Origin of the sequence: Halomonas alimentaria, assembly GCF_009902005.1 — a bacterium.
Classification (GTDB): domain Bacteria; phylum Pseudomonadota; class Gammaproteobacteria; order Pseudomonadales; family Halomonadaceae; genus Halomonas; species Halomonas alimentaria.
This window is the reverse complement of the sequence record NZ_WUTT01000001.1, coordinates 1,592,028-1,614,726: the sequence shown is the minus strand read 5'-3', so window position 1 is coordinate 1,614,726 and position 22,699 is coordinate 1,592,028. Positions and strand designations below refer to the sequence as shown.

The following is a 22,699-nucleotide window of genomic DNA, read 5'->3' as shown; positions in this document are numbered from 1 at the left end:
AGGCCGAGATGGGATTCATACCGCTCAAGCCGATACCCGAGAAGGACCGCATGTCGATGATCTTCGTAGGCATGGGACAGATCGACGTGCGCGATGGTGCCTTCGTCGTCATCGACGAGGTCAACGGGGAGCGTATGCATATCCCCGTGGGTTCGGTCGCCTGCCTGCTGCTGGAGCCGGGCACGCGGATCTCTCACGCGGCCGTCAAGCTGGCCTCGGTCGTCGGCACCTTGTTGATCTGGGTGGGTGATGCCGGGGTTCGACTTTACAGCGCCGGGCAGCCCGGCGGGGCCCGCTCCGACAAGCTGCTCTATCAGGCGCAGTTAGCATTGGATGACTCGCTACGGCTGAAGGTCGTGCGCAAGATGTTTGAGCTGCGCTTCGGCGAGCCGCCGCCCTCGCGGCGAAGCGTCGAGCAGCTTCGTGGCATGGAAGGCGCCCGGGTACGCAAGACCTATCAACTGCTCGCCAGGCAATACGGTGTTAAGTGGCAGGGGCGTCGCTACGACCCTACCCAGTGGAGCGCGTCCGACGTGGCCAACCAGTGCCTATCCGCCGCTACCGCCTGCCTCTACGGTATCACCGAGGCGGCGATTCTGGCGGCGGGATATGCGCCGGCGATCGGCTTCCTGCACACCGGCAAGCCGCAGAGCTTCGTCTACGATATCGCCGATATCGTCAAGTTCGAGACGGTGGTGCCTGCGGCCTTTCGGGTGGCGGCGCGCAGCCCGGCGGCACCCGAGCGCGAGGTGCGCATCGCCTGTCGTGATGCCTTCAAGCAGACCAAGCTGCTGCAGCGGCTGATCCCCATGATCGAGGAGGTGCTGGCCGCCGGTGAGATCGAGCCTCCGCCGCCGGCGCCAGAGGCGATGCCGCCGGCCATTCCCAAACCCGAATCCGTCGGTGATCAAGGTCATCGGAGCAAGTGATATGGCGATGTTGGTCGTGGTGACCGAAGCGGTGCCGCCGCGTCTGCGCGGCCGTCTCGCCGTGTGGCTACTGGAGATTCGCGCCGGGGTCTATGTGGGCGATGTCAGCAAGCGCGTGCGGGAGATGATCTGGGAACAGATCAGTGCCTTGGCAGAGGAGGGCAATGTCGCCATGGCCTGGGCCAGCAACCATGAGTCCGGTTTCGAATTCCAGACCTATGGCACTAATCGCCGTGAGCCGATCGATCATGATGGACTCCGGCTGGTGAGTTTTCTGCCGATTCAACCAACCAACTGATTTTATTAGATCTTTAACAAGAAGGTCTGGTTAAAAAGTAAGCAAAATCGCTGGTGGAGTTTCCTCTGGAGATTTTCTTCTTTTTAAACAAGTGGCTACAATTAGTCCGGTCCCCGCAGGCGCGGGGATGACCCGCATTGCGGATCGGTGCATCGCGATCATGCCAACCGGTCCCCGCAGGCGCGGGGATGACCCGCAGGTGCATGCCCGCGGCTATACCCCGCTGTTCCGGTCCCCGCAGGCGCGGGGATGATCCGCCCAGCAGCAGGCCCAGGAGCAGGCCAACGCACCGGTCCCCGCAGGCGCGGGGATGATCCGACGGCTGCCGATCTGAAGAAGCAGGGGGTGCGCCGGTCCCCGCAGGCGCGGGGATGATCCTTCCTTATGGCAAGTTCAAGCCGCGTCCGCATCCCGGTCCCCGCAGGCGCGGGGATGATCCGCGCACTGCCGACACCCTCGCCAAGCGCGAAGACCGGTCCCCGCAGGCGCGGGGATGATCCGGCGCACAGGGAGGTGCTGTGATCACGGATGCCCCGGTCCCCGCAGGCGCGGGGATGATCCGGTGTAGCCACGGCCTTGCCGGTTGATCACCTTCCGGTCCCCGCAGGCGCGGGGATGATCCGCACCAGGCGCTTGAAAGTGGCTTCGCCTGAGTCCGGTCCCCGCAGGCGCGGGGATGATCCGCAAGCCACCTACACGGACGGCATCACCGAATACCGGTCCCCGCAGGCGCGGGGATGATCCGACTACAAACAAAACTTGTAGATCGCAAGAAAACCGGTCCCCGCAGGCGCGGGGATGATCCGGTCGATACCCAAGACCTCGCCAACGTCTGAACCCGGTCCCCGCAGGCGCGGGGATGATCCGGCCACCCCACCTCATCACGCGGCCCTGCAGGACCGGTCCCCGCAGGCGCGGGGATGATCCGCGTGAGACGATCGGCGCAGACTGAGACTGCGACCGGTCCCCGCAGGCGCGGGGATGATCCGATCATCGAGGGCCTGCGCGGCAAGCTGGAACGCCGGTCCCCGCAGGCGCGGGGATGATCCGCGACCCTCCAGGCGTTTCACCGCCTCATCGGTCCGGTCCCCGCAGGCGCGGGGATGATCCGCGGGTATGCCGCCAGGGCAGGAGGAGATGGCGCCGGTCCCCGCAGGCGCGGGGATGATCCGCAGAACGTCGAGCGCAAAGAGCGCCAGATGAACCGGTCCCCGCAGGCGCGGGGATGATCCGCTCCCCGTCAATATCCACCCACTCAGGCGCTGCCGGTCCCCGCAGGCGCGGGGATGATCCGCAGCAGATGACGGCTCGCCGCCAGCTTGTCGCCCGGTCCCCGCAGGCGCGGGGATGATCCGGGCGCCGCCCAGCGGCTGGGGATGATGAGCCACCGGTCCCCGCAGGCGCGGGGATGATCCGTTTCGGCACTTCCCCGCTTTAAGTGCTTGTTTCCGGTCCCCGCAGGCGCGGGGATGATCCGTGTCTCGGGAACTCTGGACGTGGTGCCCGGGCCCGGTCCCCGCAGGCGCGGGGATGATCCTGTTTACGACGAACAGAAGCAATGGGAGGAGCTCCGGTCCCCGCAGGCGCGGGGATGATCCGGCCGGAGGCGATACATGACCACCACAACCGCCCCGGTCCCCGCAGGAGCGGGGATGATCCGTCCATCAGCGACTTGACGACCGGGCCTGACGGCCGGTCCTCGCAGGCGCGGGGATGATCCGAATAAGTATATCTCTCCGGAATGGCAAGTGCGCCGGTCCCCGCAGGCGCGGGGATGAGCCATTTGCGCGGCTATACCGTGAGTAGCGTCTCAATAGCCACCGTAGGAATGGCTTAAGACCTTGCCGGGGGCGGCATCACCACCCACTCCGGCTCCTCGAACTCGCCGATCACGCGGATCTCGCAGAAGGGGGCGGCGCTCCTGATGATCTCCTTCACCTTGGGCGCCGGCTGAGCTTCCATGGCGTCGCGGCTGGCCTTGCTGTCCCAGTGGGCGATGGCGATAAGGGTGGCGGGGTCGTCGATCTTGCGGTGCAGCTCGGTGCCCCGTGCGCCCGGCGCCTGCTGGATCAGCTTGCTGGCGCGCACCCAGGCGTCGGCGTAGTCCTCGGCGGTGTAGCCGTCGCGGATATGCACTTCGAAGATGTACTTCATGGCTTTCTCCTGTCGGCAGTGAATCGGGCGTCACGGCGCGAGGGCGACGATCTCCCACATTGATTCCCTGTGTGGACAGGGTGTTGGCGCTATGACACCCACCTGCATCAATAAAACTTTAGTTTAATGCTGGTACCTTGGCCGTGTCGCTTCGGTTGAGGACCAGTGTCCTGCGAGGCCATCGACCTGGCGACTCCTTTCAATGTTCACAGGGAAATCGTTCATGTCCCAAACTCACGAAGGCGCCTCGGACCTGCGGCTGGTTCCCGCGCTGGTGGCTGTCGTGGTCGGCCTGGTGGTCTGGCTTTTGCCCCAGCCTGCCGAAGTCTCCGATCAAGGATGGCTGATGCTGGCCATGTTCATCGGCACGATCGCCGCCATCATCGGCAAGGCGATGCCGATCGGTGCGCTCTCGATCGTCGCCATCGCGATGGTTGCGGCGTCGGGCGTCACCAGTGACCAGCCGGGCACGGCGATCCGCGATGCGCTGGGCAGCTTCACCAGCCCGCTGATCTGGCTGATTGCCGTGGCCATCATGATATCCCGCAGCCTGATCAAGACCGGCCTGGGCTCGCGTATCGGCTACTATTTCATCTCGGTATTCGGCAAGCGTACGCTCGGCATCGGCTATGCCCTGGCGCTCTCCGAGCTGACGATCGCCCCGGTCACACCCAGCAACACGGCGCGCGGGGGCGGCATCATGCACCCCATCATGCAGTCGATCGCCCATAGCTTCGGTTCGACCCCCGAGAACGGGAATACCGGCAAGATCGGCAAGTACCTGGCACTGGTCAACTACCACAGCAACCCCATTACCTCGGCGATGTTCGTGACCGCCACGGCCCCCAACCCGCTGACCGTCAAGCTGATTGCCGAAGCCACCGGTGCCGCGATTACGCTGAGCTGGACCACCTGGGCGCTGGCCATGCTGCTGCCGGGCCTGGCGGCGATCGCGCTGATGCCGCTGGTGCTCTACCTGCTCTATCCCCCCGAGATCAAGAAGACCGAAGACGCGGCGAGCTTTGCCCGCCAGCAGCTCTCCGATCTGGGCCGCATGCAGCGAGATGAGAAGATCACCCTGGGTGTGTTCGTGATGCTGCTGCTGCTGTGGGCAGGGGTACCGGCCTGGCTGCTGGGTGATGCCTTTGCGTTGCATTCGGCCACGGCCGCGCTGATCGGCCTCGCCGTTCTGCTGCTGACCGGGGTGCTGACCTGGAAGGACGTGCTGAACGAAAAGAGTGCCTGGGACACCCTGGTGTGGTTCGGTGCCTTGGTGATGATGGCCTCGCAGCTTAATCAGCTTGGTGTGGTGGCCTGGTTCTCCTCCACTATCGAGGGCCTGATTACCCAGACCGGCGTGGGCTGGCTTGGCGCGAGCTCCTTGCTGATCCTGGTATTTCTCTACTCTCACTACTTCTTTGCCAGCACCACGGCGCATATCACGGCGATGATGGGAGCCTTTCTGGCCGTGGGCCTGGCCATGGGGGCGCCGGCGATGCCGTTCGTGCTGAGCATGGCGGCGGCCTCCTCGATCATGATGACCCTGACCCACTACGCCACGGGCACCTCCCCGGTCATCTTCGGTTCGGGCTATGTACCGCTCGGTGAGTGGTGGCGGGCCGGCTTCATCATGAGTGTGGTCAACCTGCTGGTCTGGGTCGTGGTGGGCGGTCTATGGTGGAAGCTGCTCGGCTACTGGTAAAGGATGCTCCATGATGTCGCAGGTTCCCCTGCTGATCGCCATCGCCGCCCTGGCCGGGGCGGCATTTTCCGGTTACGGCGTATGGCGGCGCCGCGCGGTCAGCGCCTGGCCCCGGGCCATGGCCGAGGTGGTGGCCACCGAGGTCATCGAGCGCCGTCAGCACTCCCAGCGGCGTGAGCACTTCGAGCAGCAGGCGCGCTACCTGCCGCGGGTGAAAGTGCGCTTCGAGGTGGCGGGCGGGCCGGTCGTCACCGATAACCGCCGCTTCGATGCGCCGCCCTCCTTCCCTGAGCGTGAGGCGGCCGAGGCCTGGCTGCGGGACTACCCCACCGGCAAGACGCTGGAGGTTCGCTACGATCCGCACGACCCGAAACTCGCCCAGTTCGGCCCGTCGCGCATCCCCACCCGGCGCATCGGCCTGACGCTGTTCCTGCTGGCGATGGTGGGGTTTGCCCTGTTTATCTACCTGCAGGGGTAGTTACTGAATTTCCTTGTTAAGCCATTGATGATTCTGCGCGGAGCCGGCAGCATGGCGGCCTTTTGCGTGGAGGATTCATGCGCCGCTCTCTGCTGGCCGGGCTGCTGGCCCTCGCTCCCCTGGCGGCCCAGGGGGATGTCATCGTGGGCAGCTGGAACATCAAGCACCTGGGGTGGAACAACGACAAGGCGGTGGGGCAGGTGGCCCATGTGGCCGACCACTTCGACCTGCTGGCGATCCAGGAGCTGATGGACCCGGCGGCACTCGAGTCACTCGAGGTGGAGCTGGAGGCGCTCTCCGGCGAGGCGTGGTCCTCCATGGCCAGCCATGCCCTGGGCCGCAGCTCCTACGAGGAGCACTACGGCTTCCTGTGGCGCGAGAGCGAGGTGGCCTACGAGGATGGCGCGGTGGTGTTCATCGACCACGGCGACGTCTTCTCCCGCGAGCCCTACTCGGCGCGCTTCCGCGATGTAGAGAACGATACGCTCTTCACCGCGGCCACGGTGCATGTGGTCTATGGCGATAGCGTCGGCGACCGCCTGCCGGAGATTGCGGCCCTGGCCGACTACTGGCAGTGGCTCGGCGAGGTGCATGCCGATACCCCGCGCCTGCTGATGGGCGACTTCAACCTGGCACCGGACCATGCCGGCTGGGCGCCGCTGCGCGAGCGGGGCGCGGTGCCGGCGGTGACCGAGGGTGCCTCTACCTTGGCGACCACGGCGGGCCGCTATGCCAACCTCTACGACAACCTGTGGTACGACGCCGAACGCCTCGCGCCGGACGATCAGGGTGTGCTGCGCTTCCCCGAGCTGCTGCCGATGGCCCACCAGGAGGCCCGCGAGCGCATCTCGGACCATGTGCCGGTGTATGTGGCGCTGAACGGGGCGACGCTGGAGCGCCAGGCCGCCGATGGGGGTGAGCTGATGGCCAGCCGGGGTGGGCCGGGTTGCATCGACCTCAACGCCAGCGGCGCCGAGCGCCTGGCCGAGCTGCCCCACGTGGGGCCGGCACGCGCCGAGGCCATTATCTCGGGCCGGCCGTGGCGTGCACCGGGCGAGCTGACGCGCATCTCCGGCATCGGCGAGGGGCGCCTGGCGGCGATCCGTGGCAGCGGCCTGCTGTGTGGCGGCGAACAAGGTTGACCTGTATGGGGTTTTGCTTCAGAACAGGCTGATATCTCGGCCCGGTGGCGTGATGGCTGCCGGGCCGTTCTGTCTGATCAGCAAGGAGTCTTGAGCGATGCCCCTTTCCCCTTTCGAGCGGACCCTGGCCGCGCTGGATGCGCTGCATGCACAGGATCCGCGCCATGCCAGCGTGGAGGGCGAGAGCGTACCTCATGAGCTGTGGCATGCCGGGCGCATGAGTGCCTGGCTGGAGCGGCTGCACGAGCACCCCGATGAGCTGGTCCAGCTGGCGGTGCGTGGCCAGCACCTGCAGCGCTGGGAGCTGTCGCGCAGCGAGTATCCCGAGGGCCGCGTGGGCTACCTGACCTGGCGGCGCGACCAGGGGCAGCGCGCCGGCGAGACCACTGCACGGCTGATGCGCGAGGCGGGCTATGACGACGAGGACGCCGAAGCGGTATCGCGGATGATCCGCAAGCAGGGGTTAGGGCGAGAGGCAGGCACCCAGGCGGTGGAGGATTGCGCCTGTCTGGTGTTTCTGGAGAACTACTTTGCCGACTTCTCCAGGCAGATCGACCATGACCATCTGATCCGCATCGTGCAGATGACCTGGAAGAAGATGTCGCCGCGGGCCCACGAGCTGGCGCTGACACTGCCGATGACCGACCAGGCCCGGGCCCTGGTGGAGGAGGCGCTGGCGGGATAGCCATGCCGTGACCGGTCAGCCGATACGACGACGGGCGAGCCATAGAGGATGGCTCGCCCGTCGTGCGTTCGGAGCCGTGGGAGGGGGGGCCGAGGCTGCCCGAAAAGATGTTACTCGGTCAGGGTCTGGGCGGCCTCGAGGTAGGCGGCACCATGGCTGCTGACGCGTTCATAGTCGAGGGTCTCGGAGCCCAGGTGTACCTCTTCGAGATCCACGGCCATGGTCTCGAGCTCCTCGTCGATCTTCGCCAGGGCGTTCTCGAGGGTGTAGGTGAGCTCGTGAATGGTGCCCAGGTCGCTGTTGCTGAGCTCCTCCTGAGCCAGCAGCTCGGCCAGCTGGCGGTTGGTCTCGGTAAAGTTGGTGACCGCCTGGTCGAGAGTCTCGGCGCTCTCGCCCTCGAAGTGGTCGCCTCGCTCCTGGTCGTCGGCATTGGCGGTGGTACCCAGCAGGCCCAGGCAGATGGCGGTGAACAGCAGTTTCTTCATGGGAGCTCTCGCTGTTGATGAGAATCGTTTACGGCGAGAACTCTACTCCCCTCCGATTTTAATGACAAGCATTATTGTTTGTTTTTGAGAGTCGTTTTTTCTCCGCTCAAATGGTTCAGCCGAGAGGCAGCGTCAGGGTCAGGCTGTCCCTGCTTTCGCAAGGCTTGCCGTGGCGTAGCGTTAGACGCCGCTCGGTAAGATTCATGACCACGCCGAACAGCGTCTCCATGCGCTCCTCGGCGGGCTGGTCGGGGTTGAAGTGGCGACAGATCGATAGCGGATGATGATGGTGATCGGAGAGAACCTCGAACAGCCGGGCTTCATTCACCGGGGCGTCTTCTGCCAGGTCGCCCAGCAGCGTATCAAGGCGCTCCAGACGCGGACGCGAGTCGGCCCGCGGGAAGTCCTCGACCTGGCAGGTGACGGCGGCGTCATAGAGATGGTTGGTGTGAGTCACCGCGCCGCCGCGGGGGGAGAGTGTGCCGGGCTCGCCGGGATGTACCTCAAGGCCCGCCGCCTGGCCGTCGGCACTCGCCACCAGGAAGTGTGCCGGCGAGCAGACCCGGCTATCGGTTGCCACCGCCCGGGCGGTGGCCAGATCGGGACTCTCGAGAATCTTGCGTAGCGCCATATGGATGGGCAGCCCCTCGCCGCAGGTGCGGGAGCGGATGGCGTTGAGACAGACGCCGATGCCGTGGGCGTTCATGCCGATCTTGGCCACCATGCCGGCCTCGCCGAGGCTGACCAGCGGCGGGGCATCGTCGCCCTCGATATGCAGTACTACCACATTGTCGAGCTGATCGGCGCGCCAGTCCCAGTTCTGGGCCAGCCACTGTGTTCCAGCGCGTTCGAGGGCAAAGGCGGAGCAGCCGCCGCTGGCCTGGGTCAACGAGATCTCGCTGCGGCAGTTGAGGGTCAGGATATCGGCGAGTTCCAGTTCGGCGCCCTCGGCGATGCCGGCCATCTCCTCGAGAATGGCGGGGAAGCGTTGCTCGATCATGGCGCCGAAGCGTTCGGCCTCACGGCGTGCCTGGCCCCAGTCGAGGCCAACGAAGTCCTGGAAGAGGCGGTCGTAGACGGCGATGCTGGCGCGGATCGGAGCCGCATGGGCGCGGCCGTGCCCCAGGCCGATGTCGCGCCGGCTGCCGGTGAGATAAGTCAGTTGCATGGTGACCTCCGTGTGGTGTCCTTTCGGATCACTCTAGCACGCAGGCAGTGTGGGGCCGGCAGGACGCCAGCCCCGGGGGATTACAGTACCTCGTCGAGCAGGTCCAGGAAGGCACTCCAGGAGTGTTCATCGGCACGTTGCTGGTAGGCGTCGCTGCCGAACACGGTGAAGGCGTGGGGCGCGCCGGAGTAGACCTCGATCTGGTAGGTGGTACCGGCGTCCTCGAGCTCCTTGCCCAGGGTGGCGACATCGTCCAGGGAGATCGAGGCGTCGGCCCCGCCGTGGGCGATCAGGAGGGGGCCGGCGTCTTCGGACCAGCTCTGCCCTTCGGGGGTGGTCAGGCCGCCGTGGAAGCTGGCGAAGCCGTGCACGTCGTCGGCCTCGCCGGAGCGGGCCATCTCCAGTACTACCGCACCGCCGAAGCAGTAGCCCATGATCACGGCGTTACTCGCGGCGCCCTGGGCGCGGGCCTCTGCCAGGCCGGCCAGGGTGAGGGCACGCATGCGCTCGCGATCCTCGTAGAGGCGCGCGGTCTCGGCCTTCTTGGCCTCGGTCTCGGCCGGGCGATTGCCCTGGCCGTAGAGGTCGGCGGCGAAGGCGTCGTAGCCGAGGTCGGCGAGCATGTCGGCGCGGCGCCGCTCGTAGTCGTCGAGGCCGTCCCAGTCGTGGATGATCAGCACGCTGCCGCGGGACTCACCCTCGGCCCGGGAGAGATAGCCTTCGAAGGCTTCGCCGTCGACCTGGTAGGTGATCTCCTCGCCGGCGGGCTCGAAGGCGTGGGCACCACCGGCGGCCAGTGCCAGGGCGAGGGCGGAAGGGATCAGGGAATAGCGAGTCGTCATGGGGAGCTCTCGTTGGTGGGGTTGCCCGGCTCAGTATAGGCGCCATGGCGGCGGCGTGAGCCCCCGAGCGTTGGCGAAGCCGACTTGAGTTTTTCCCTTTGCCCTTCCAGATTTAGGGGGTGTGTGATCCCAGCAACCAAGCGAGACGAACAACATGAAGAAGAGTCTAGTAGCGATGGCGGTCGCAGCCTCCACCCTGGCCGTGGGCGCGGCCCAGGCCGAGGTAAAGGTGGGCTTCCTGGGCGGCTTTACCGGCCCGATAGAGACGCTGACGCCGCCGGTCTACGATGCGGCGCAGCTGGCCATGCAGCACGTCAACGAGCAGGGCGGTGTGCTGGGCGGCGAGCAGGTCGCCATGCCCAGCGGCGATACCACCTGTTCCGACGCCTCGGCGGCCTCCAATGCCGCCGACCGCCTGGTCAACAGCGAGCAGGTCACGGCGATCGTCGGTGCGCTGTGCACCGGGGCGACCATCGCCGCGGCCAACAACGCCGCCATTCCCGGGGGTGTGGTGATGGTCTCGCCGGCCTCCACGGCACCGGCGGTGAGCGAACTGGACGACAACGACCTGGTGTTCCGCACCGTGCCTTCCGACGCCTTCCAGGGCGAGGCCCTGGCCAAGATGCTGCTGGAGAAGGGCATCGACGAGGTAGCGGTCACCTACGTGAACAACGATTACGGCCGTGGCCTGGCTGATGCCTTCGTGGCCACCTACGAGGCCGAGGGCGGCACGGTGGCCGAGAACCTGGCCCACGAGGATAACCGCGCCGACTACCGTTCCGAGCTGGGCACCCTCTCGGCGACCGGCGTTCCCGATCTGGTGGTGCTGGCCTATGGCGATACCTCCGGGCAGACGGTGGTGCGCCAGGCCTACGAGAGCGGCATGTTCACCCGCTATATCGGTGCCGACGGCATGGTGATCTCGGGCCTGCTCGATGGCGTAGGCGAGGAGGTGCTCAACGACAACTTCATCGCCACGCGCCCGGGCAACCCGGACAGCCCCGGCACCGAACGCTTCGTCGAGCTGGCCGAGGCGGGCGGCATCTCCCACGAGGCGGTGTTCGCGGGGCAGGGCTATGACGCCGCCTTCCTGCTGGCGCTGGCCATCGAGCAGAACGGCAGCGCCGAGCGTGAGGGCCTCTCCGAGGCACTGCGCAGCGTCTCCTCCGCCCCGGGCGAGGTGATCCTGCCCGGCGAGTGGGAGAAGGCCCTGGAGCTGATCGCCGCCGGTGAGGAGATCAACTACGAGGGTGCCTCCGGCAGTCACGAGTTCGACGACAAGGGCGACGTGCCCGGCATCGTCGAGGAGATGGCGGTCGAAGGCGGCGAGTTCGTCAGCAAGGGCTTCCTGGACAAGTAATCCCGCTCTCACTGCGCTGATTCCACACCCTGAAACGCATCGGCCCCGGCGGATTCCCGCCGGGGCCGATGCTTTGCAATCCATGATGTCAGTAGAGAGTGCGGATTTATGTCACGAGCGATGAGAGGCTGGTCGACGCCGGAGCGGAGCTCCCGGAGTGTAGCTCGCTACATGAGGAGAGCGAGCACCGCCGGCGGCCAGGATATCGAGCGCAGTAATAAATCGGCGCTCTCTATCCATGGTGCTTGACCTTCTCGGGCAACAGCCCCTTGGGCGCGAAGCGCAGCACCAGGGAGATCAGCAGGCCGATCACGAACACCCGGGCCTGCAGCGCGCGGCTGTCGAGGTTGGTGGGGGCGTCCCAGCCGAAGCTGCCCTCGCCGAAGGTGATCGCCAGCTCGAGTACCGCCAGCGCCAGGGGCTCGGACATCACCCAGATGATATACACCGCGAAGGCGCCGAAGATGGTGCCCAGATTGTTGCCCGGGCCACCGAGGATCACCATCACCAGCACCAGGAAGGTGTGGTTGAGGGGCAGGTAGCCCTGAGGGTCGAAGAGGCCGTTGAAGCTGCCCAGGGCGGCGCCGCCGATGCCCATCAGGATGCAGCCCAGCACGAAGATCTCCAGGCGCCGGCGGTTGATGTCCTTGCCCATGGCGGCGGCGGAGATCTCGTTGTCGCGGATGGCGCGAATCATGCGCCCCCAGGGAGCGTGGTAGGCGCGGGTGAGCAGCAAGAAGATCGCCACAATCATTACCGCGGTGACCGAGAAGTAGAGCGCCCGGGCCAGCGTGAAGCCCACCTCGCCGGGACCCGGCACCGGCCAGGGCAGCGGCGAGACGGTGGCGGTGCCGCGGGTCAGCCAGTCGGCGTTCTTGAGCACCGCCTTGATGATCTCGGCGATGCCCAGGGTGGCGATGGCCAGGTAGTCGCTGCGCAGGCCCAGGCACACCTTGCCGATGAAGTAGCCGACCATGCCGGCCAGCGCGCCGCCGACGATCCAGCCCAGCCAGGGCGGCAGGCCCAGCCCGCCGATATAGCCGAACTGCGATTCGATCTGCTCGGTGACCACGCCCAGGCGGGCCGAGACCAGCAGGTAGAAAAGTAGCGCCAGGGCCACCGCCAGGCCGGTACGCAGGCGCCGGGGCACGCCCAGGTGGTGCAGGCGGCTGGCGCCGACCACCACCATCACGCCGCCCAGGGCCATCAGCACCACCATGCCCAGTTCGCCCGAGAGGGGGCTTGCCCAGAACTCGCTGTTGACCGGCATGCTGAAGGCCATGGCGCTGTAACCGCCCAGCGCCACGAAGCCCATCACCCCGGCGTTGAACTGGCCGGCATAGCCCCACTGGATGGTCAGGCCCAGGGCGAGGATGGCGTAGCAGGCCGCCTCCACCAGCATGCGCGTGCTGTAGGCGGCGCCCATGGCCGCATAGACGCCGAGGATGGCGGCCATCAGGATGGCGAACAGCACCACCTCACGCAGCGGGAAGCGCGACGGGGCGGCGACCAGGTCCTCTCGATGCTCGTGTTGTCCTTGTTGCTGTTGTGTGCTCATCAGATCACCTTCCCCTTGAAGATGCCGGTGGGTCGCCACACCAGGATGGCGACCAGTAGGACGAAGGGCACCACGATCTTGTACTCCGTGCCGACGAAGGCGAGGTTATCGGCGCTGGCCAGCCACTCCGGCAGACGGTCGTGGAAGGGCCGTAGCAGCACGCTCCAGTTGAACACCGCCAGGGTCTCGGCGAAGCCCACCACGAAGCCACCGGCGATGGCACCGTAGGGGTGGCCCACGCCGCCGACGATGGCCGCGGCGAAGATCGGCAACAGCAGGAAGAAGCTGAGGTCGGGCTTGAAGGTGACGTCCAGCGACAGCAAGGTGCCGGCGATGGCAGCCAGGGCGCCGACGATCACCCAGGTCACGGCCACGATCAGGTTGGTGTTGATGCCCGAGGCGCGGGCCAGGTCGGGGTTGTCGGACATGGCGCGCATCGCCTTGCCCAGCCGCGAGCGCGACAGGAACAGATGCAGCCCCACCACGCAGACGATGGTCAGCACGAAGAGGATCACCTGGGGCTCGGTGACCACGATGGGGGCTCGGGCGCCCTCGAAGGGCAGGGCGAGGCGGAAGATCTCCTTGCGGTCGTCGACATAGAGGCTCTCGCCGCTGGTGCCGGCGAACAGCCGGATCAGCCCCTGCAGCATCAGGGTGACGCCCAGCGAGGCGATCACCATGACGATGGGCTTCACGCCGTGGGCGCGCAGCGGCTTGTAGAACGTCTTGTCGATGCCCACCGCCAGGGCCGCGGTGAGCAGCATGGCCAGCGGCAGCATGACCACCGCCGTGGGCAGCCCCAGGGCGGCACCCGCCCCGGGGAAGGCGGTGGTCAGCAGCAGCACCGTGAAGGCACCGAAGGTCATCATGTCGGCGTGGGCGAAGTGGGCGAAACGCATGATGCTGAACACCAGGGTGACGCCCACCGCACCGATGGCGTAGATCGAGCCGGTGACGCTGCCGGCGACGACCACGTAGTTGAAGAAGAAGACGAGTTCATTCACGAGATTGGTTCTCCCTGCTCCGAGGCTCAGCCGCCCAGGAAGCTCCTGGCCACTTCCGGGTCCGCCAGCAGGGCGGCCCCGGTATCGGTGAAACGGTTCTGGCCGGCGGCCAGCACGAAGCCTTTGTCGGCGATAGCCAGCGCCTGCTTGGCGTTCTGCTCCACCATCAGGATGCCGACGCCGGCAGCGTTGACCTGCTTTACCTGCTCGAAGATCTCGTTCATGTAGAGCGGTGAGAGGCCGGCCGTAGGCTCGTCGAGCAGCAGCACGCTGGGCTCCGCCATCAGCGCGCGGCCCATGGCTACCATCTGGCGCTGGCCGCCGGAGAGCTCGCCGGCGGGCTGGTGGCGCTTGTCGTAGAGAGGCGGGAAGAAGTCGTAGATCTGCTTCAGCATGCGCTTGACATTGCCCGGCTTGAGGAAGGCCCCCATCTGCAGGTTCTCCTTCACCGTCAGGCTCGGGAAAACGTTGTGCTCCTGGGGCACGAAGCCCATGCCCTGCTGCACCAGCCGGTGGGGCGGCAGGTTGTGGATGGGTTCGCCGCGCAGCAGGATCTCGCCCTGGGTAACCACAAGCAGGCCGAAGATGGCCTTGAGCATGGTGGACTTGCCGGCGCCGTTGGGACCGACGATGACGCCGATCTGGTCGGCCTCGAGGGTCATGTTCACCCCGTTGAGGATGTTCATGCCGCCGTAGCCGCCATAGACGTCGCGTGCTTCAAGCAGTGGCATCGTGAGTCGCTCCGAAGTAGGCCTCGATGACCTCGGGGTTGTTCTGGATCTCCTCGATGGAGCCCTCGACCATCACGCTGCCCTGGGCGAGCACGATCACCGGGTCGCAGAGCCGGGTGATCATGTCCATGTCGTGCTCGATGACCAGGAAGGTGTAGCCCATCTCGCGGTTGAGCCGCTCGATGTTCTCCACCAGGTCGCCGAGCAGGGTGCGGTTGACCCCGGCGGCGATCTCATCGAGCAGTACCACACGGGCGTCGGTCATCATGGTGCGGCCGAGTTCGAGGAGCTTCTTCTGGCCCCCGGAGAGGTTGCCGGCCAGCTCGTTGCGCACGTGATGCAGGCCGATGAAGTCGATCACCTCCAGTGCGCGGCGACGTACCTCGGCCTCCTGGGAGCGTACCAGGCCGGGTTTCATCCAGGCGTTGAACAGGCTCTCGCCGGCCTGGGCCGGCGGCACCATCATCAGGTTCTCCAGTGCGGTCATGTGAGAGAACTCGTGGGCGATCTGGAAGGTGCGCAGCAGCCCCTTGTGGAACAGTTCGTTGGCGGGGCGGTTGGTGATCTCCTCGCCCTCGAGCAGCACCTGGCCGCTGTCCAGCGGCAGGGCGCCGGCGATGATGTTGAAGAGGGTCGACTTGCCGGCGCCATTGGGGCCGATCAGGCCGGTGATCGAGCCCGACTCCACCGAGAGCGAGCAGTCGTTGATCACCTTGAGGCCCCCGAAGGCCTTGTTGACGTGCTGCACGTCGATCATGGATGCCATGCGCTATGTCTCGTTGTTGTTGTGCTGGTTTGATGTATCTGCTTGCTATGTCACGCCGCCACGACGCCGCCGCCCCTCGAGGCGGCAGCGTGGGTCACTGTTCCTGGCGGTCATCCATCAGGAAGGTGCGGCCGGCGGCGAAGGCGCCGACGATCACTACCGCGCCGATGGCCGGACTCAGATAGCCATCCACCTGGGGAATGGCGCGAAGGAACACGAAGGAGACCGCCGCCGGGGCGACGAAGCGCACCAGAAAACGCCAGATGGCGAACCAGGTCTCGTTGGTGCGCATCTCCTTCATCACCTCGGAGTGGGTCAGCGCCCAGCCGGCGAACAGCGCGATCAACAGGCCACCCAGCGGCATGAAGATGTTGGTGAGCAGCTCGAAGAGGTCGAAGGCGCTGCGCCCGAACAGGCTGTGGAAGATGCTGCCCTCGGCCCACAGGTTGAAGCTGGCCACGGTGAGCAGGCCCAGTGCCCAGGCGGCTACCACCATGGCGAATACCGCCTGGGGACGGGTGAGGTCGAAGCGTTCGACCAGGAAGGCGGCTACCGGCTCGATCAGCGAGATGGAGGAGCTGATCGCCGCACCCAGCACCAGGATGAAGAAGACTCCGCCGACCAGCGCCCCGCCTGGCATCTCGGCGAAGGCCAGCGGCAGGGTGACGAACATCAACCCGGGGCCCTGGCCGGCGTCGAGGCCGGCACCGAAGACAAGCGAGAAGATCGCCAGGCCGGCGACGATGGCCACCGCGGTATCGATCACGGCGATGGCGATGGCGGTGCGGGTCAGCGAGACCTCGCTGGACATGTACGCGCCGTAGGCCATGATGGCGCCCATGCCCAGACTCAGGGTGAAGAACGACTGGCCCATGGCCTCGAGCCAGCCTTCCAGGCTGAGGTCGGCAACATTGAAGGTGAACAGGAAACTGGCGGCGGCGGCGAAGTCGCCGTTGGTCACGCCGTAGGCGAGCACCACCAGCAGGATCACGAAGAGAGCCGGCATGATCACCCGCAGCCCGCGTTCGATGCCCTGGTGGACGCCGAGGCCGACGATCAGCCCCGAGGCGACGATGAACAGGGTGTGGTAGAGGGTGAGCAGCGAGGGCGAGGCGAGCAGGGCGTCGAAACCGGCGGCGATGGTTGCGGCGTCGGCCCCGACCAGGGCGCCGGTAAACATCTGCCAGGTGTAGTGGATCGCCCAGCCGGCGATTACCGAATAGAAGCTCAGTATCAGGAAGGCCGAGATGCCCCCCAGCCAGCCGATGGTCTCCCAGCTGCGCGAGGTGTGATGGGTGCGTGTCAGGAAGCGCATGCCCATGATCGGGCTGCGTCGGCTGGCGCGGCCCAGCATGGTCTCGGCGATCAGGATCGGAATGCCCACGGCGAAGATGGTCAGGACGTAGACGAGGATGAAGGCCCCGCCGCCGTTCTCGCCGGCCAGGTAGGGGAAACGCCACAGGTTCCCGAGCCCTACCGCAGAGCCGACCGCGGCCAGCAGGAAGGTGCCCTTGTGGGTCCAGACGTTGTGCGTGCTCATCGGTGCTCCCGCGACTCGAGTTCGTTGGCCTTGTGGGCCCAGCTCGCCACTTTGCGACAAAAGCCCGTCGGGAGCCAGTGGTGCGCGTTTACGCCGCGTTAACGTCCTGGGAGGACAGGCTGTCGACTAGTCATCCTCGCGCCTGTCGTTGGGGTCGCCGAGGATCGGCTCCAGCGCCCGGAATTCGTCGGGCAGGCGCACGGTGTCGCCCAGGGCGAGCTTGCCGTGGGACTTGAGCCGACGGCCGTTGTCCACGGAGATGATCGCCGCGACCTCGCCGATGCTGGTGCCCTCCACGTAGGCCTCCACCTTCACCCGCACCACGGCACCTTCATGGCGCGCCGAGAGGATATCACCGGGGCCAGGCTCGGAATGGCTGCTGTCGTCCTGCTGGAAGTGGCGCATCACGCTGTCGGCGCCGGGGTCGTCCCACTCCACGTGCTTGTGCATCTTGGCTCTCCTCTTGTGAGGGTCATGCTCGCTGGGCATACCTGCAGCATAGAGGGTCACGAAGCAGGGGGGAAAGCCGTTGCCGGCGGACAGGCATGAAAAAGGCCCGCCGGTCGGCGGGCCTTGTCGAGGCGGGCGCGGCGCTTACTTCTTGCCGGCGCGCTTGCGCTCGTTCTCGGTGAGGTGCTTCTTGCGCAGACGGATGAAGTTGGGAGTGATCTCCACCAGCTCGTCGTCATCGAGGAACTCGATGGCCTGCTCGAGGCTGAACTTGACCGGCGGGGTCAGCACGATGTTCTCGTCGTTGCCCGAGGCACGCATGTTGTCGAGCTTCTTGCCCTTGGTGGGGTTGACCACCATGTCGTTGGCGCGGTTGTTGATGCCGATCAGCATGCCTTCGTAGACCTCGGTGCCGTGGTCGATGATCAGCTTGCCGCGCTCCTGCAGGGCGTAGAGGGCGTAGGCCAGGGCCTTGCCGGAGACCATGGAGACCAGCACGCCGTTGCGACGCTCGATGGCGGCATCGGGCTTGAGCGGGCCGTAGTGGTCGAAGCGGCTGGTGAGGATGCCGGTACCCGAGGTCAGGGTCATGAACTGGCCTCGGAAGCCGATCAGCCCGCGTGCCGGGATGATGAAGTCCAGGCGCACCCGGCCCTTGCCGTCGGGGTTCATGTTCTTGAGCTCGCCCTTGCGGTAGCCGATCTCTTCCATGATGGCGCCCTGGTGCTGCTCCTCGCAGTCGATGATGACTTCTTCGTAGGGCTCCTGCTTCTCGCCGTCGATCTCGCGGATGATCACCTCGGGGCGGCCCACGGCGAGCTCGAAGCCCTCGCGGCGCATGGTCTCGATCAGCACCGAGAGGTGCAGCTCGCCGCGACCGGAGACCTTGAACTTCTCCGGAGTCTCGCCCTGCTCGACGCGCAGCGCCACGTTGTGGATCAATTCCTGCTCGAGGCGATCCTTGATGTTGCGGCTGGTGACGAACTTGCCGTCCTTGCCCGCGAAGGGCGAGTCGTTGACCTGGAAGGTCATGGAGACGGTGGGCTCGTCCACGGAGAGCGGCGGCAGCGCCTCGACGTTGGCCGGGTCACACAGGGTGTCGGAGATCGCCAGGGCATCGATGCCGGTGATGCAGACGATATCGCCGGCGGTGGCCTCGTCGGTCTGCACGCGCTCCAGGCCCATGTGGGTCATCACCTGGCCGATCTTGCCCTTGCGGGTGGCGCCTTCCTTGGTGATGACGGTGACCTGCTGGTTGGGCTTGACCGAGCCGCGGGTGATGCGGCCCAGGCCGATGACGCCGACGTAGCTGTTGTAGTCCAGCGCGGAGATCTGCATCTGGAAGGGGCCGTCCAGCTCGACCTTGGGCGGCTCCACGATGTCGACGATGGACTGGAACATGGGGGTCATGTCCTCGGCCAGCTCGTCGGGATCGGGGCCGGCGATGCCGTTGAGCGCCGAGCAGTAGATGATCGGGAAGTCGAGCTGCTCATCGGAGGCACCGAGGTTGTCGAACAGGTCGAAGATCTGGTCGATAACCCAGTCGGGGCGGGCGCCGGGACGGTCGATCTTGTTGACCACCACGATCGGCTTGAGGCCCTGATCGAAGGCCTTCTGGGTCACGAAGCGAGTCTGCGGCATGGGGCCGTCGACCGCATCGACCAGCAGCAGTACCGAGTCGACCATGGACATGACGCGCTCGACCTCGCCACCGAAGTCGGCGTGTCCGGGGGTGTCGACGATGTTGATGTGATAGGCCTGGCCATCCGGCGACTGCCAGCGGATGGCGGTGTTCTTGGCCAGGATGGTGATGCCGCGCTCTTTCTCCTGGTCATTGGAGTCCATGACGCGCTCTTGCCCCTCGGCCTTGCGATCGAGGGTGCCGGACTGCTGGAGAAGCTTGTCGACCAGGGTGGTCTTGCCGTGGTCGACGTGCGCGATAATCGCAATGTTCCTGAGACTTTCGATATTTGAAGGACTTACGGTCGTGCTCATAAGGTGTGACTCGCTGATATGTACGCACCTATGTACACGTTCTGGTAAGTACCCTAGGCGCGGGGCAGGGATGTGGGACGCGCATTGTACAGACTAGCGGCGCCCAGGAGTAGCAAGTTTGCCGACTTGCCATGGCGTGCCCTCGAGCCTGGCACGCTCGCCTCATCCTTGTTCTGGTCCCGTTACACCGTTTGGCTGTGGTTAGCTGCCCCGCTGATGTGGGGCGGCCAGCTCCAGGTGAGCCCCGCAGAGGCGCAGGCGCGCCACCAGGTCGGTGAGGGCCTCTTGGTCGAGATCCGGGTCGCAGCCGCCAAGGCGCTCGTACCAGTGGCGTGTCAGGCAGATGCCGGCGATGGAGGTGGGCTTCCGGCGTCCCAGCAGGCGGGCGAACAGCCCCGGCGTGCTGCCGGGCAGGATCACGGCGTCGACCTCGCCGACGCTGACGCGTTGGGCCAGTTGCAGTAGGCTGCGGGTAGAGGAGAGAGAGCCAAGCACGGGAAACACCAGCACCGGGCCACTGGTCTTGGGGATGGCGGTGGCGAGCCGCTGGCCCAGAGGGGCTCCGGGCAGGCGCAGGTGGCGTGCCCCATGGCGGCGCGCGATGCCGGTGACCCGTGGATCCTGGGTATCGTCGACAATAACGAGCTCGAAGGATTGGTCGACGGCGAGGCTGGCCACCAGTGCCAGTTCTCGGGGGAGCCTGGCGCCGGCACTGCGTGCATCGATCAGTAGAGTGCCGTGAGGAGCGGCCATAAGTTCTCCGAGGCCAGGAGGAGGCTCCGTGTGGCGGCCAGGAGACGCGGCCGGCGGGGAGTGTTGTAATCAAGTGTAGCGTGAAGTTATTGAATGTATCAAAGGCGCGTTGCCGGCACTGGCTGGTGGTTCGTAATGGTGCGTACCGCCCGGGTTTTGCACCGTTGTGGTGCGGTTTATGTCAGGCGATCTCGACCAGCGAGCCGGTGCGTCATTGGAGTGCAGCCGGCATATCGGGTAATAGATAATTTATTCAATGGGTTGCGGAATACATGCGAGCATGGAGTGCAGGGTTGGCACGCTGCCTGCATTGTTATGGTCAGCGCCCGGGATGCCGGGCCGTCGTGGGCAGTGCGCCTGCGGCGTGCTACAACAGCTTGCTGGGGTTCCAGCATCGTGATGCCTGAATCACCTCAACCATCGAGCCCTGCTCAACCGGAGGACACCATGTCTGCCAAGACGCTCGCCCTGATCGAAGAACATGACGTCAAGTGGGTCGACCTGCGCTTCACCGATACCATCGGCAAGGAGCAGCACGTCACCATCCCCGCCCGGGAGGTGGATGAGGAGTTCTTCGAGAACGGACAGATGTTCGACGGCTCTTCCATGTCCGGCTGGAAGGGCATCAACGAATCCGACATGATCCTGCGCCCTGAGGATGGCACCGCCTTCCTGGATCCCTTCACCGAGGATTCCACCCTGGTGCTGCGCTGCGATGTCATCGAGCCGGCCACCATGCAGGGCTATGAGCGTGATCCGCGCTCCATCGCCAAGCGTGCCGAGGCCTACCTGCAGTCCACTGGCCTGGGCGACACCGCCTTCTTCGGCCCGGAGCCGGAGTTCTTCATCTTCGACGAGGTGCACTGGAAGGCCGATCCCGAAGGCGCCATGTACCGGATCACCTCCGAGGAGGGCGCCTGGGCCACCGACCGTCCCATCGAGGGCGGCAACCTGGCCCACCGTCCACGGGTCAAGGGCGGCTACTTCCCGGTGCCCCCGGTAGACAGCTTCCACGACATCCGTGGCGCCATGTGCAACACCCTGGAGGCGATCGGCCAGAGCGTCGAGGTGCACCACCACGAGGTGGCCAACGCCGGCCAGAACGAGATCGGGGTCAAGTTCAACACCCTGGTCAAGAAGGCCGATGAGGTCCAGGAGATGAAGTATGTGATCCACAACGTGGCTCACGCCTACGGCAAGACCGCCACCTTCATGCCCAAGCCTGTCGTGGGCGACAACGGCAGCGGCATGCACGTGCACCAGTCCTTCTGGAAGGAGGGCACCAACCAGTTCGCGGGTGACGAGTACGCCGGCCTCTCCGAGATGGCCATCTACTACATCGGCGGCATCATCAAGCATGCGCGTGCCCTGAACGCCTTCGCCAACGCCTCCACCAACTCCTACAAGCGCCTGGTGCCGGGCTTCGAGGCGCCGGTGATGCTGGCCTATTCGGCTCGCAACCGTTCGGCCTCGATCCGTATCCCCTACACCGCGAGCCCCAAGGGCAAGCGCGTCGAGCTGCGTTTCCCCGACCCGACCGCCAACCCCTACCTGTGCTTCGCGGCGATGCTGATGGCCGGCATCGACGGCATCAAGAACAAGATCCACCCCGGCGATGCCATGGACAAGAACCTCTATGACCTGCCGCCGGAAGAGGGCAAGAAGGTGCCGACCGTGGCGCATAGCCTCGACCAGGCCCTGGAGGCACTGGACAAGGATCGTGCCTTCCTGACCGAGGGTGGCGTGTTCACCGACGACATGATCGACGCCTACATCGAGCTGAAGATGGAAGACGTGGACCGCCTGCGCATGGCCACGCACCCGGTCGAGTTCGACATGTACTACAGCTGCTGATGATCGCCGCCCCGGCGGGGCGGCGCGTCACGTTGAACCAGCACTCGTTGAACCAGAAAAGGGGTTCCGCTACCGGCGGAACCCCTTTCTTCTCTACACTATCCAACGCACAGTGATGATGCCGAGCCATCCTGGCTCACGCAGCGACACGCAGGGGGCGATCCATGAACAAGGCAGTGCTGACGCTGGTGCTGGTCATGACCTTCGGCGTGGCCGCCGAGGCCCAGAAGATCTACCGCACCACGGATGCCCAGGGCAATGTGGTGTTCACCGACAACCCCGACCGTGGTGGCGAGCAGATGGAGCTGGCGCCGGTCACGGTAGTGCCGTCCAGTGGCGAGGTGCGCACCGGTCAGGCCGCGCCGCGCCTCGAGAGTGCCCCGGCGGCGGCCTCGCCGGGCCAGCCGTTCATGCCCTACGACAGCTTTCGCATCGTCTCGCCGACCCACGAGCAGGCCTTTCCGGTGGGAGCGGCCGGCAACATCGCCGTGGATCTGGGGATCGAGCCCGGCCTGCGCGAGGACCATCGCGTCAGGTTGCTGGTGGATGGCCAGGTCAGCCAGTCGGCGATGCACACTTCGGCGTTCATGGTCCCCAACATGAACCCCGGGGAGCATGTACTGCAGGCCGAGCTGCTGGATGCCGGCGGCGAGGTGCGCCACCGCACCTCGCCGGTGACCATCTATGTGCTGCGTGCCAACGTGAATCGCCAGCCAGCCGGTTAGCTTCCCCCTCGCTGGGCACCCTGGCCGTGGTGCCCGGACGGCAGCCCCAGGCCCTGTCGCCCACCGCATGGCGGGCACTG

21 protein-coding genes and 1 CRISPR repeat array are annotated in these 22,699 nt (G+C 65.9%); of the genes, 9 read left to right on the top strand and 12 right to left on the bottom strand.

Going from position 1 to position 22,699, the window contains the following annotated elements:
• Nucleotides 1-8 precede the first annotated feature (8 nt).
• The gene (gene cas1e / locus GRB96_RS07635) at nucleotides 9-929 is read left to right on the top strand and encodes a type I-E CRISPR-associated endonuclease Cas1e (protein ID WP_161431588.1); all 921 of its coding nucleotides are present in this window, start codon (nucleotides 9-11) and stop codon (nucleotides 927-929) included.
• Nucleotide 930: 1 nt separating this feature from the next.
• Complete coding sequence (gene cas2e / locus GRB96_RS07630; RefSeq protein WP_161433045.1) at nucleotides 931-1,227, top strand: type I-E CRISPR-associated endoribonuclease Cas2e; 297 nt, start codon at nucleotides 931-933, stop codon at nucleotides 1,225-1,227.
• A 106-nt stretch (nucleotides 1,228-1,333) separates the two neighbouring features.
• Nucleotides 1,334-3,009: a CRISPR direct-repeat array (repeat unit 29 nt; unit sequence CCGGTCCCCGCAGGCGCGGGGATGATCCG).
• 51 nt (nucleotides 3,010-3,060) lie between these two features.
• Here cas2e and GRB96_RS07625 read toward each other — a convergent pair.
• The gene (locus tag GRB96_RS07625; RefSeq protein ID WP_161431587.1) at nucleotides 3,061-3,381 is read right to left on the bottom strand and encodes an antibiotic biosynthesis monooxygenase family protein; all 321 of its coding nucleotides are present in this window, start codon (nucleotides 3,379-3,381) and stop codon (nucleotides 3,061-3,063) included.
• Nucleotides 3,382-3,604: 223 nt separating this feature from the next.
• On the opposite strand from GRB96_RS07625, the gene GRB96_RS07620 reads away from it, so the two are divergent.
• The 4 genes from GRB96_RS07620 to GRB96_RS07605 all read left to right on the top strand — a co-directional run bounded on the left by GRB96_RS07620 (nucleotide 3,605) and on the right by GRB96_RS07605 (nucleotide 7,388).
• Nucleotides 3,605-5,083 carry a DASS family sodium-coupled anion symporter gene (locus GRB96_RS07620; protein ID WP_161431586.1) on the top strand — a complete coding sequence of 493 codons (1,479 nt, stop codon included), beginning with the start codon at nucleotides 3,605-3,607 and terminating at the stop codon, nucleotides 5,081-5,083.
• Between the two features lie 13 nt (nucleotides 5,084-5,096).
• Nucleotides 5,097-5,561, top strand: a complete 465-nt coding sequence (locus tag GRB96_RS07615; protein ID WP_205743506.1) for a DUF3592 domain-containing protein — start codon at nucleotides 5,097-5,099, stop codon at nucleotides 5,559-5,561.
• A 77-nt stretch (nucleotides 5,562-5,638) separates the two neighbouring features.
• Complete coding sequence (locus tag GRB96_RS07610; RefSeq protein WP_161431584.1) at nucleotides 5,639-6,703, top strand: endonuclease/exonuclease/phosphatase family protein; 1,065 nt, start codon at nucleotides 5,639-5,641, stop codon at nucleotides 6,701-6,703.
• 97 nt (nucleotides 6,704-6,800) lie between these two features.
• Nucleotides 6,801-7,388, top strand: a complete 588-nt coding sequence (locus GRB96_RS07605) for a DUF4202 domain-containing protein (protein ID WP_161431583.1) — start codon at nucleotides 6,801-6,803, stop codon at nucleotides 7,386-7,388.
• 110 nt (nucleotides 7,389-7,498) lie between these two features.
• Here the strand turns inward: GRB96_RS07605 and GRB96_RS07600 are convergent, their stop codons facing one another.
• From GRB96_RS07600 to GRB96_RS07590, 3 genes are all read right to left on the bottom strand, one after another.
• Nucleotides 7,499-7,873 carry a DUF6746 family protein gene (locus tag GRB96_RS07600; RefSeq protein WP_161431582.1) on the bottom strand — a complete coding sequence of 125 codons (375 nt, stop codon included), beginning with the start codon at nucleotides 7,871-7,873 and terminating at the stop codon, nucleotides 7,499-7,501.
• Between the two features lie 115 nt (nucleotides 7,874-7,988).
• A complete protein-coding gene (locus tag GRB96_RS07595) occupies nucleotides 7,989-9,041 on the bottom strand; it encodes a C45 family autoproteolytic acyltransferase/hydrolase (protein ID WP_161431581.1) in 1,053 nt (350 codons plus the stop codon).
• Nucleotides 9,042-9,121: 80 nt separating this feature from the next.
• The gene (locus GRB96_RS07590; RefSeq protein ID WP_161431580.1) at nucleotides 9,122-9,883 is read right to left on the bottom strand and encodes a dienelactone hydrolase family protein; all 762 of its coding nucleotides are present in this window, start codon (nucleotides 9,881-9,883) and stop codon (nucleotides 9,122-9,124) included.
• A gap of 154 nt (nucleotides 9,884-10,037) precedes the next feature.
• On the opposite strand from GRB96_RS07590, the gene GRB96_RS07585 reads away from it, so the two are divergent.
• Nucleotides 10,038-11,243: an ABC transporter substrate-binding protein gene (locus GRB96_RS07585; RefSeq protein ID WP_161431579.1), complete on the top strand. Its 1,206-nt coding sequence runs from the start codon at nucleotides 10,038-10,040 to the stop codon at nucleotides 11,241-11,243.
• Between the two features lie 232 nt (nucleotides 11,244-11,475).
• Here GRB96_RS07585 and GRB96_RS07580 read toward each other — a convergent pair whose 3' ends face one another.
• The 8 genes from GRB96_RS07580 to GRB96_RS07545 all read right to left on the bottom strand — a co-directional run bounded on the left by GRB96_RS07580 (nucleotide 11,476) and on the right by GRB96_RS07545 (nucleotide 20,040).
• Nucleotides 11,476-12,801 carry a branched-chain amino acid ABC transporter permease gene (locus tag GRB96_RS07580; RefSeq protein ID WP_161431578.1) on the bottom strand — a complete coding sequence of 442 codons (1,326 nt, stop codon included), beginning with the start codon at nucleotides 12,799-12,801 and terminating at the stop codon, nucleotides 11,476-11,478.
• Entirely contained in the window at nucleotides 12,801-13,805 is a 1,005-nt protein-coding gene (locus tag GRB96_RS07575; RefSeq protein ID WP_161431577.1) for a branched-chain amino acid ABC transporter permease, read from the bottom strand. The genes GRB96_RS07580 and GRB96_RS07575 overlap by 1 nt, the downstream gene beginning before the upstream one ends.
• Nucleotides 13,806-13,831: 26 nt before the next feature.
• Nucleotides 13,832-14,536 carry an ABC transporter ATP-binding protein gene (locus GRB96_RS07570; RefSeq protein WP_161431576.1) on the bottom strand — a complete coding sequence of 235 codons (705 nt, stop codon included), beginning with the start codon at nucleotides 14,534-14,536 and terminating at the stop codon, nucleotides 13,832-13,834.
• A complete protein-coding gene (locus tag GRB96_RS07565) occupies nucleotides 14,523-15,302 on the bottom strand; it encodes an ABC transporter ATP-binding protein (RefSeq protein WP_161431575.1) in 780 nt (259 codons plus the stop codon). Before GRB96_RS07565 ends, GRB96_RS07570 begins: the two co-directional genes overlap by 14 nt.
• A gap of 94 nt (nucleotides 15,303-15,396) precedes the next feature.
• On the bottom strand, nucleotides 15,397-16,842 hold the full coding sequence (locus tag GRB96_RS07560) for a sodium-dependent transporter (RefSeq protein WP_161431574.1): 1,446 nt from the start codon (nucleotides 16,840-16,842) through the stop codon (nucleotides 15,397-15,399).
• Between the two features lie 126 nt (nucleotides 16,843-16,968).
• Nucleotides 16,969-17,292 (bottom strand): hypothetical protein, encoded by a 324-nt coding sequence (locus GRB96_RS07555; protein ID WP_161431573.1) that lies wholly within the window; start codon nucleotides 17,290-17,292, stop codon nucleotides 16,969-16,971.
• A 144-nt stretch (nucleotides 17,293-17,436) separates the two neighbouring features.
• Nucleotides 17,437-19,287, bottom strand: a complete 1,851-nt coding sequence (gene typA, locus GRB96_RS07550) for a translational GTPase TypA (RefSeq protein WP_161431572.1) — start codon at nucleotides 19,285-19,287, stop codon at nucleotides 17,437-17,439.
• A gap of 201 nt (nucleotides 19,288-19,488) precedes the next feature.
• Nucleotides 19,489-20,040 (bottom strand): hypothetical protein, encoded by a 552-nt coding sequence (locus GRB96_RS07545; protein WP_161431571.1) that lies wholly within the window; start codon nucleotides 20,038-20,040, stop codon nucleotides 19,489-19,491.
• A 447-nt stretch (nucleotides 20,041-20,487) separates the two neighbouring features.
• Between GRB96_RS07545 and glnA the strand changes: the two genes are divergently transcribed.
• Nucleotides 20,488-21,894 carry a glutamate--ammonia ligase gene (gene glnA / locus GRB96_RS07540; protein ID WP_161431570.1) on the top strand — a complete coding sequence of 469 codons (1,407 nt, stop codon included), beginning with the start codon at nucleotides 20,488-20,490 and terminating at the stop codon, nucleotides 21,892-21,894.
• 164 nt (nucleotides 21,895-22,058) lie between these two features.
• A complete protein-coding gene (locus GRB96_RS07535; RefSeq protein ID WP_161431569.1) occupies nucleotides 22,059-22,619 on the top strand; it encodes a DUF4124 domain-containing protein in 561 nt (186 codons plus the stop codon).
• Nucleotides 22,620-22,699: the final 80 nt, after the last annotated feature.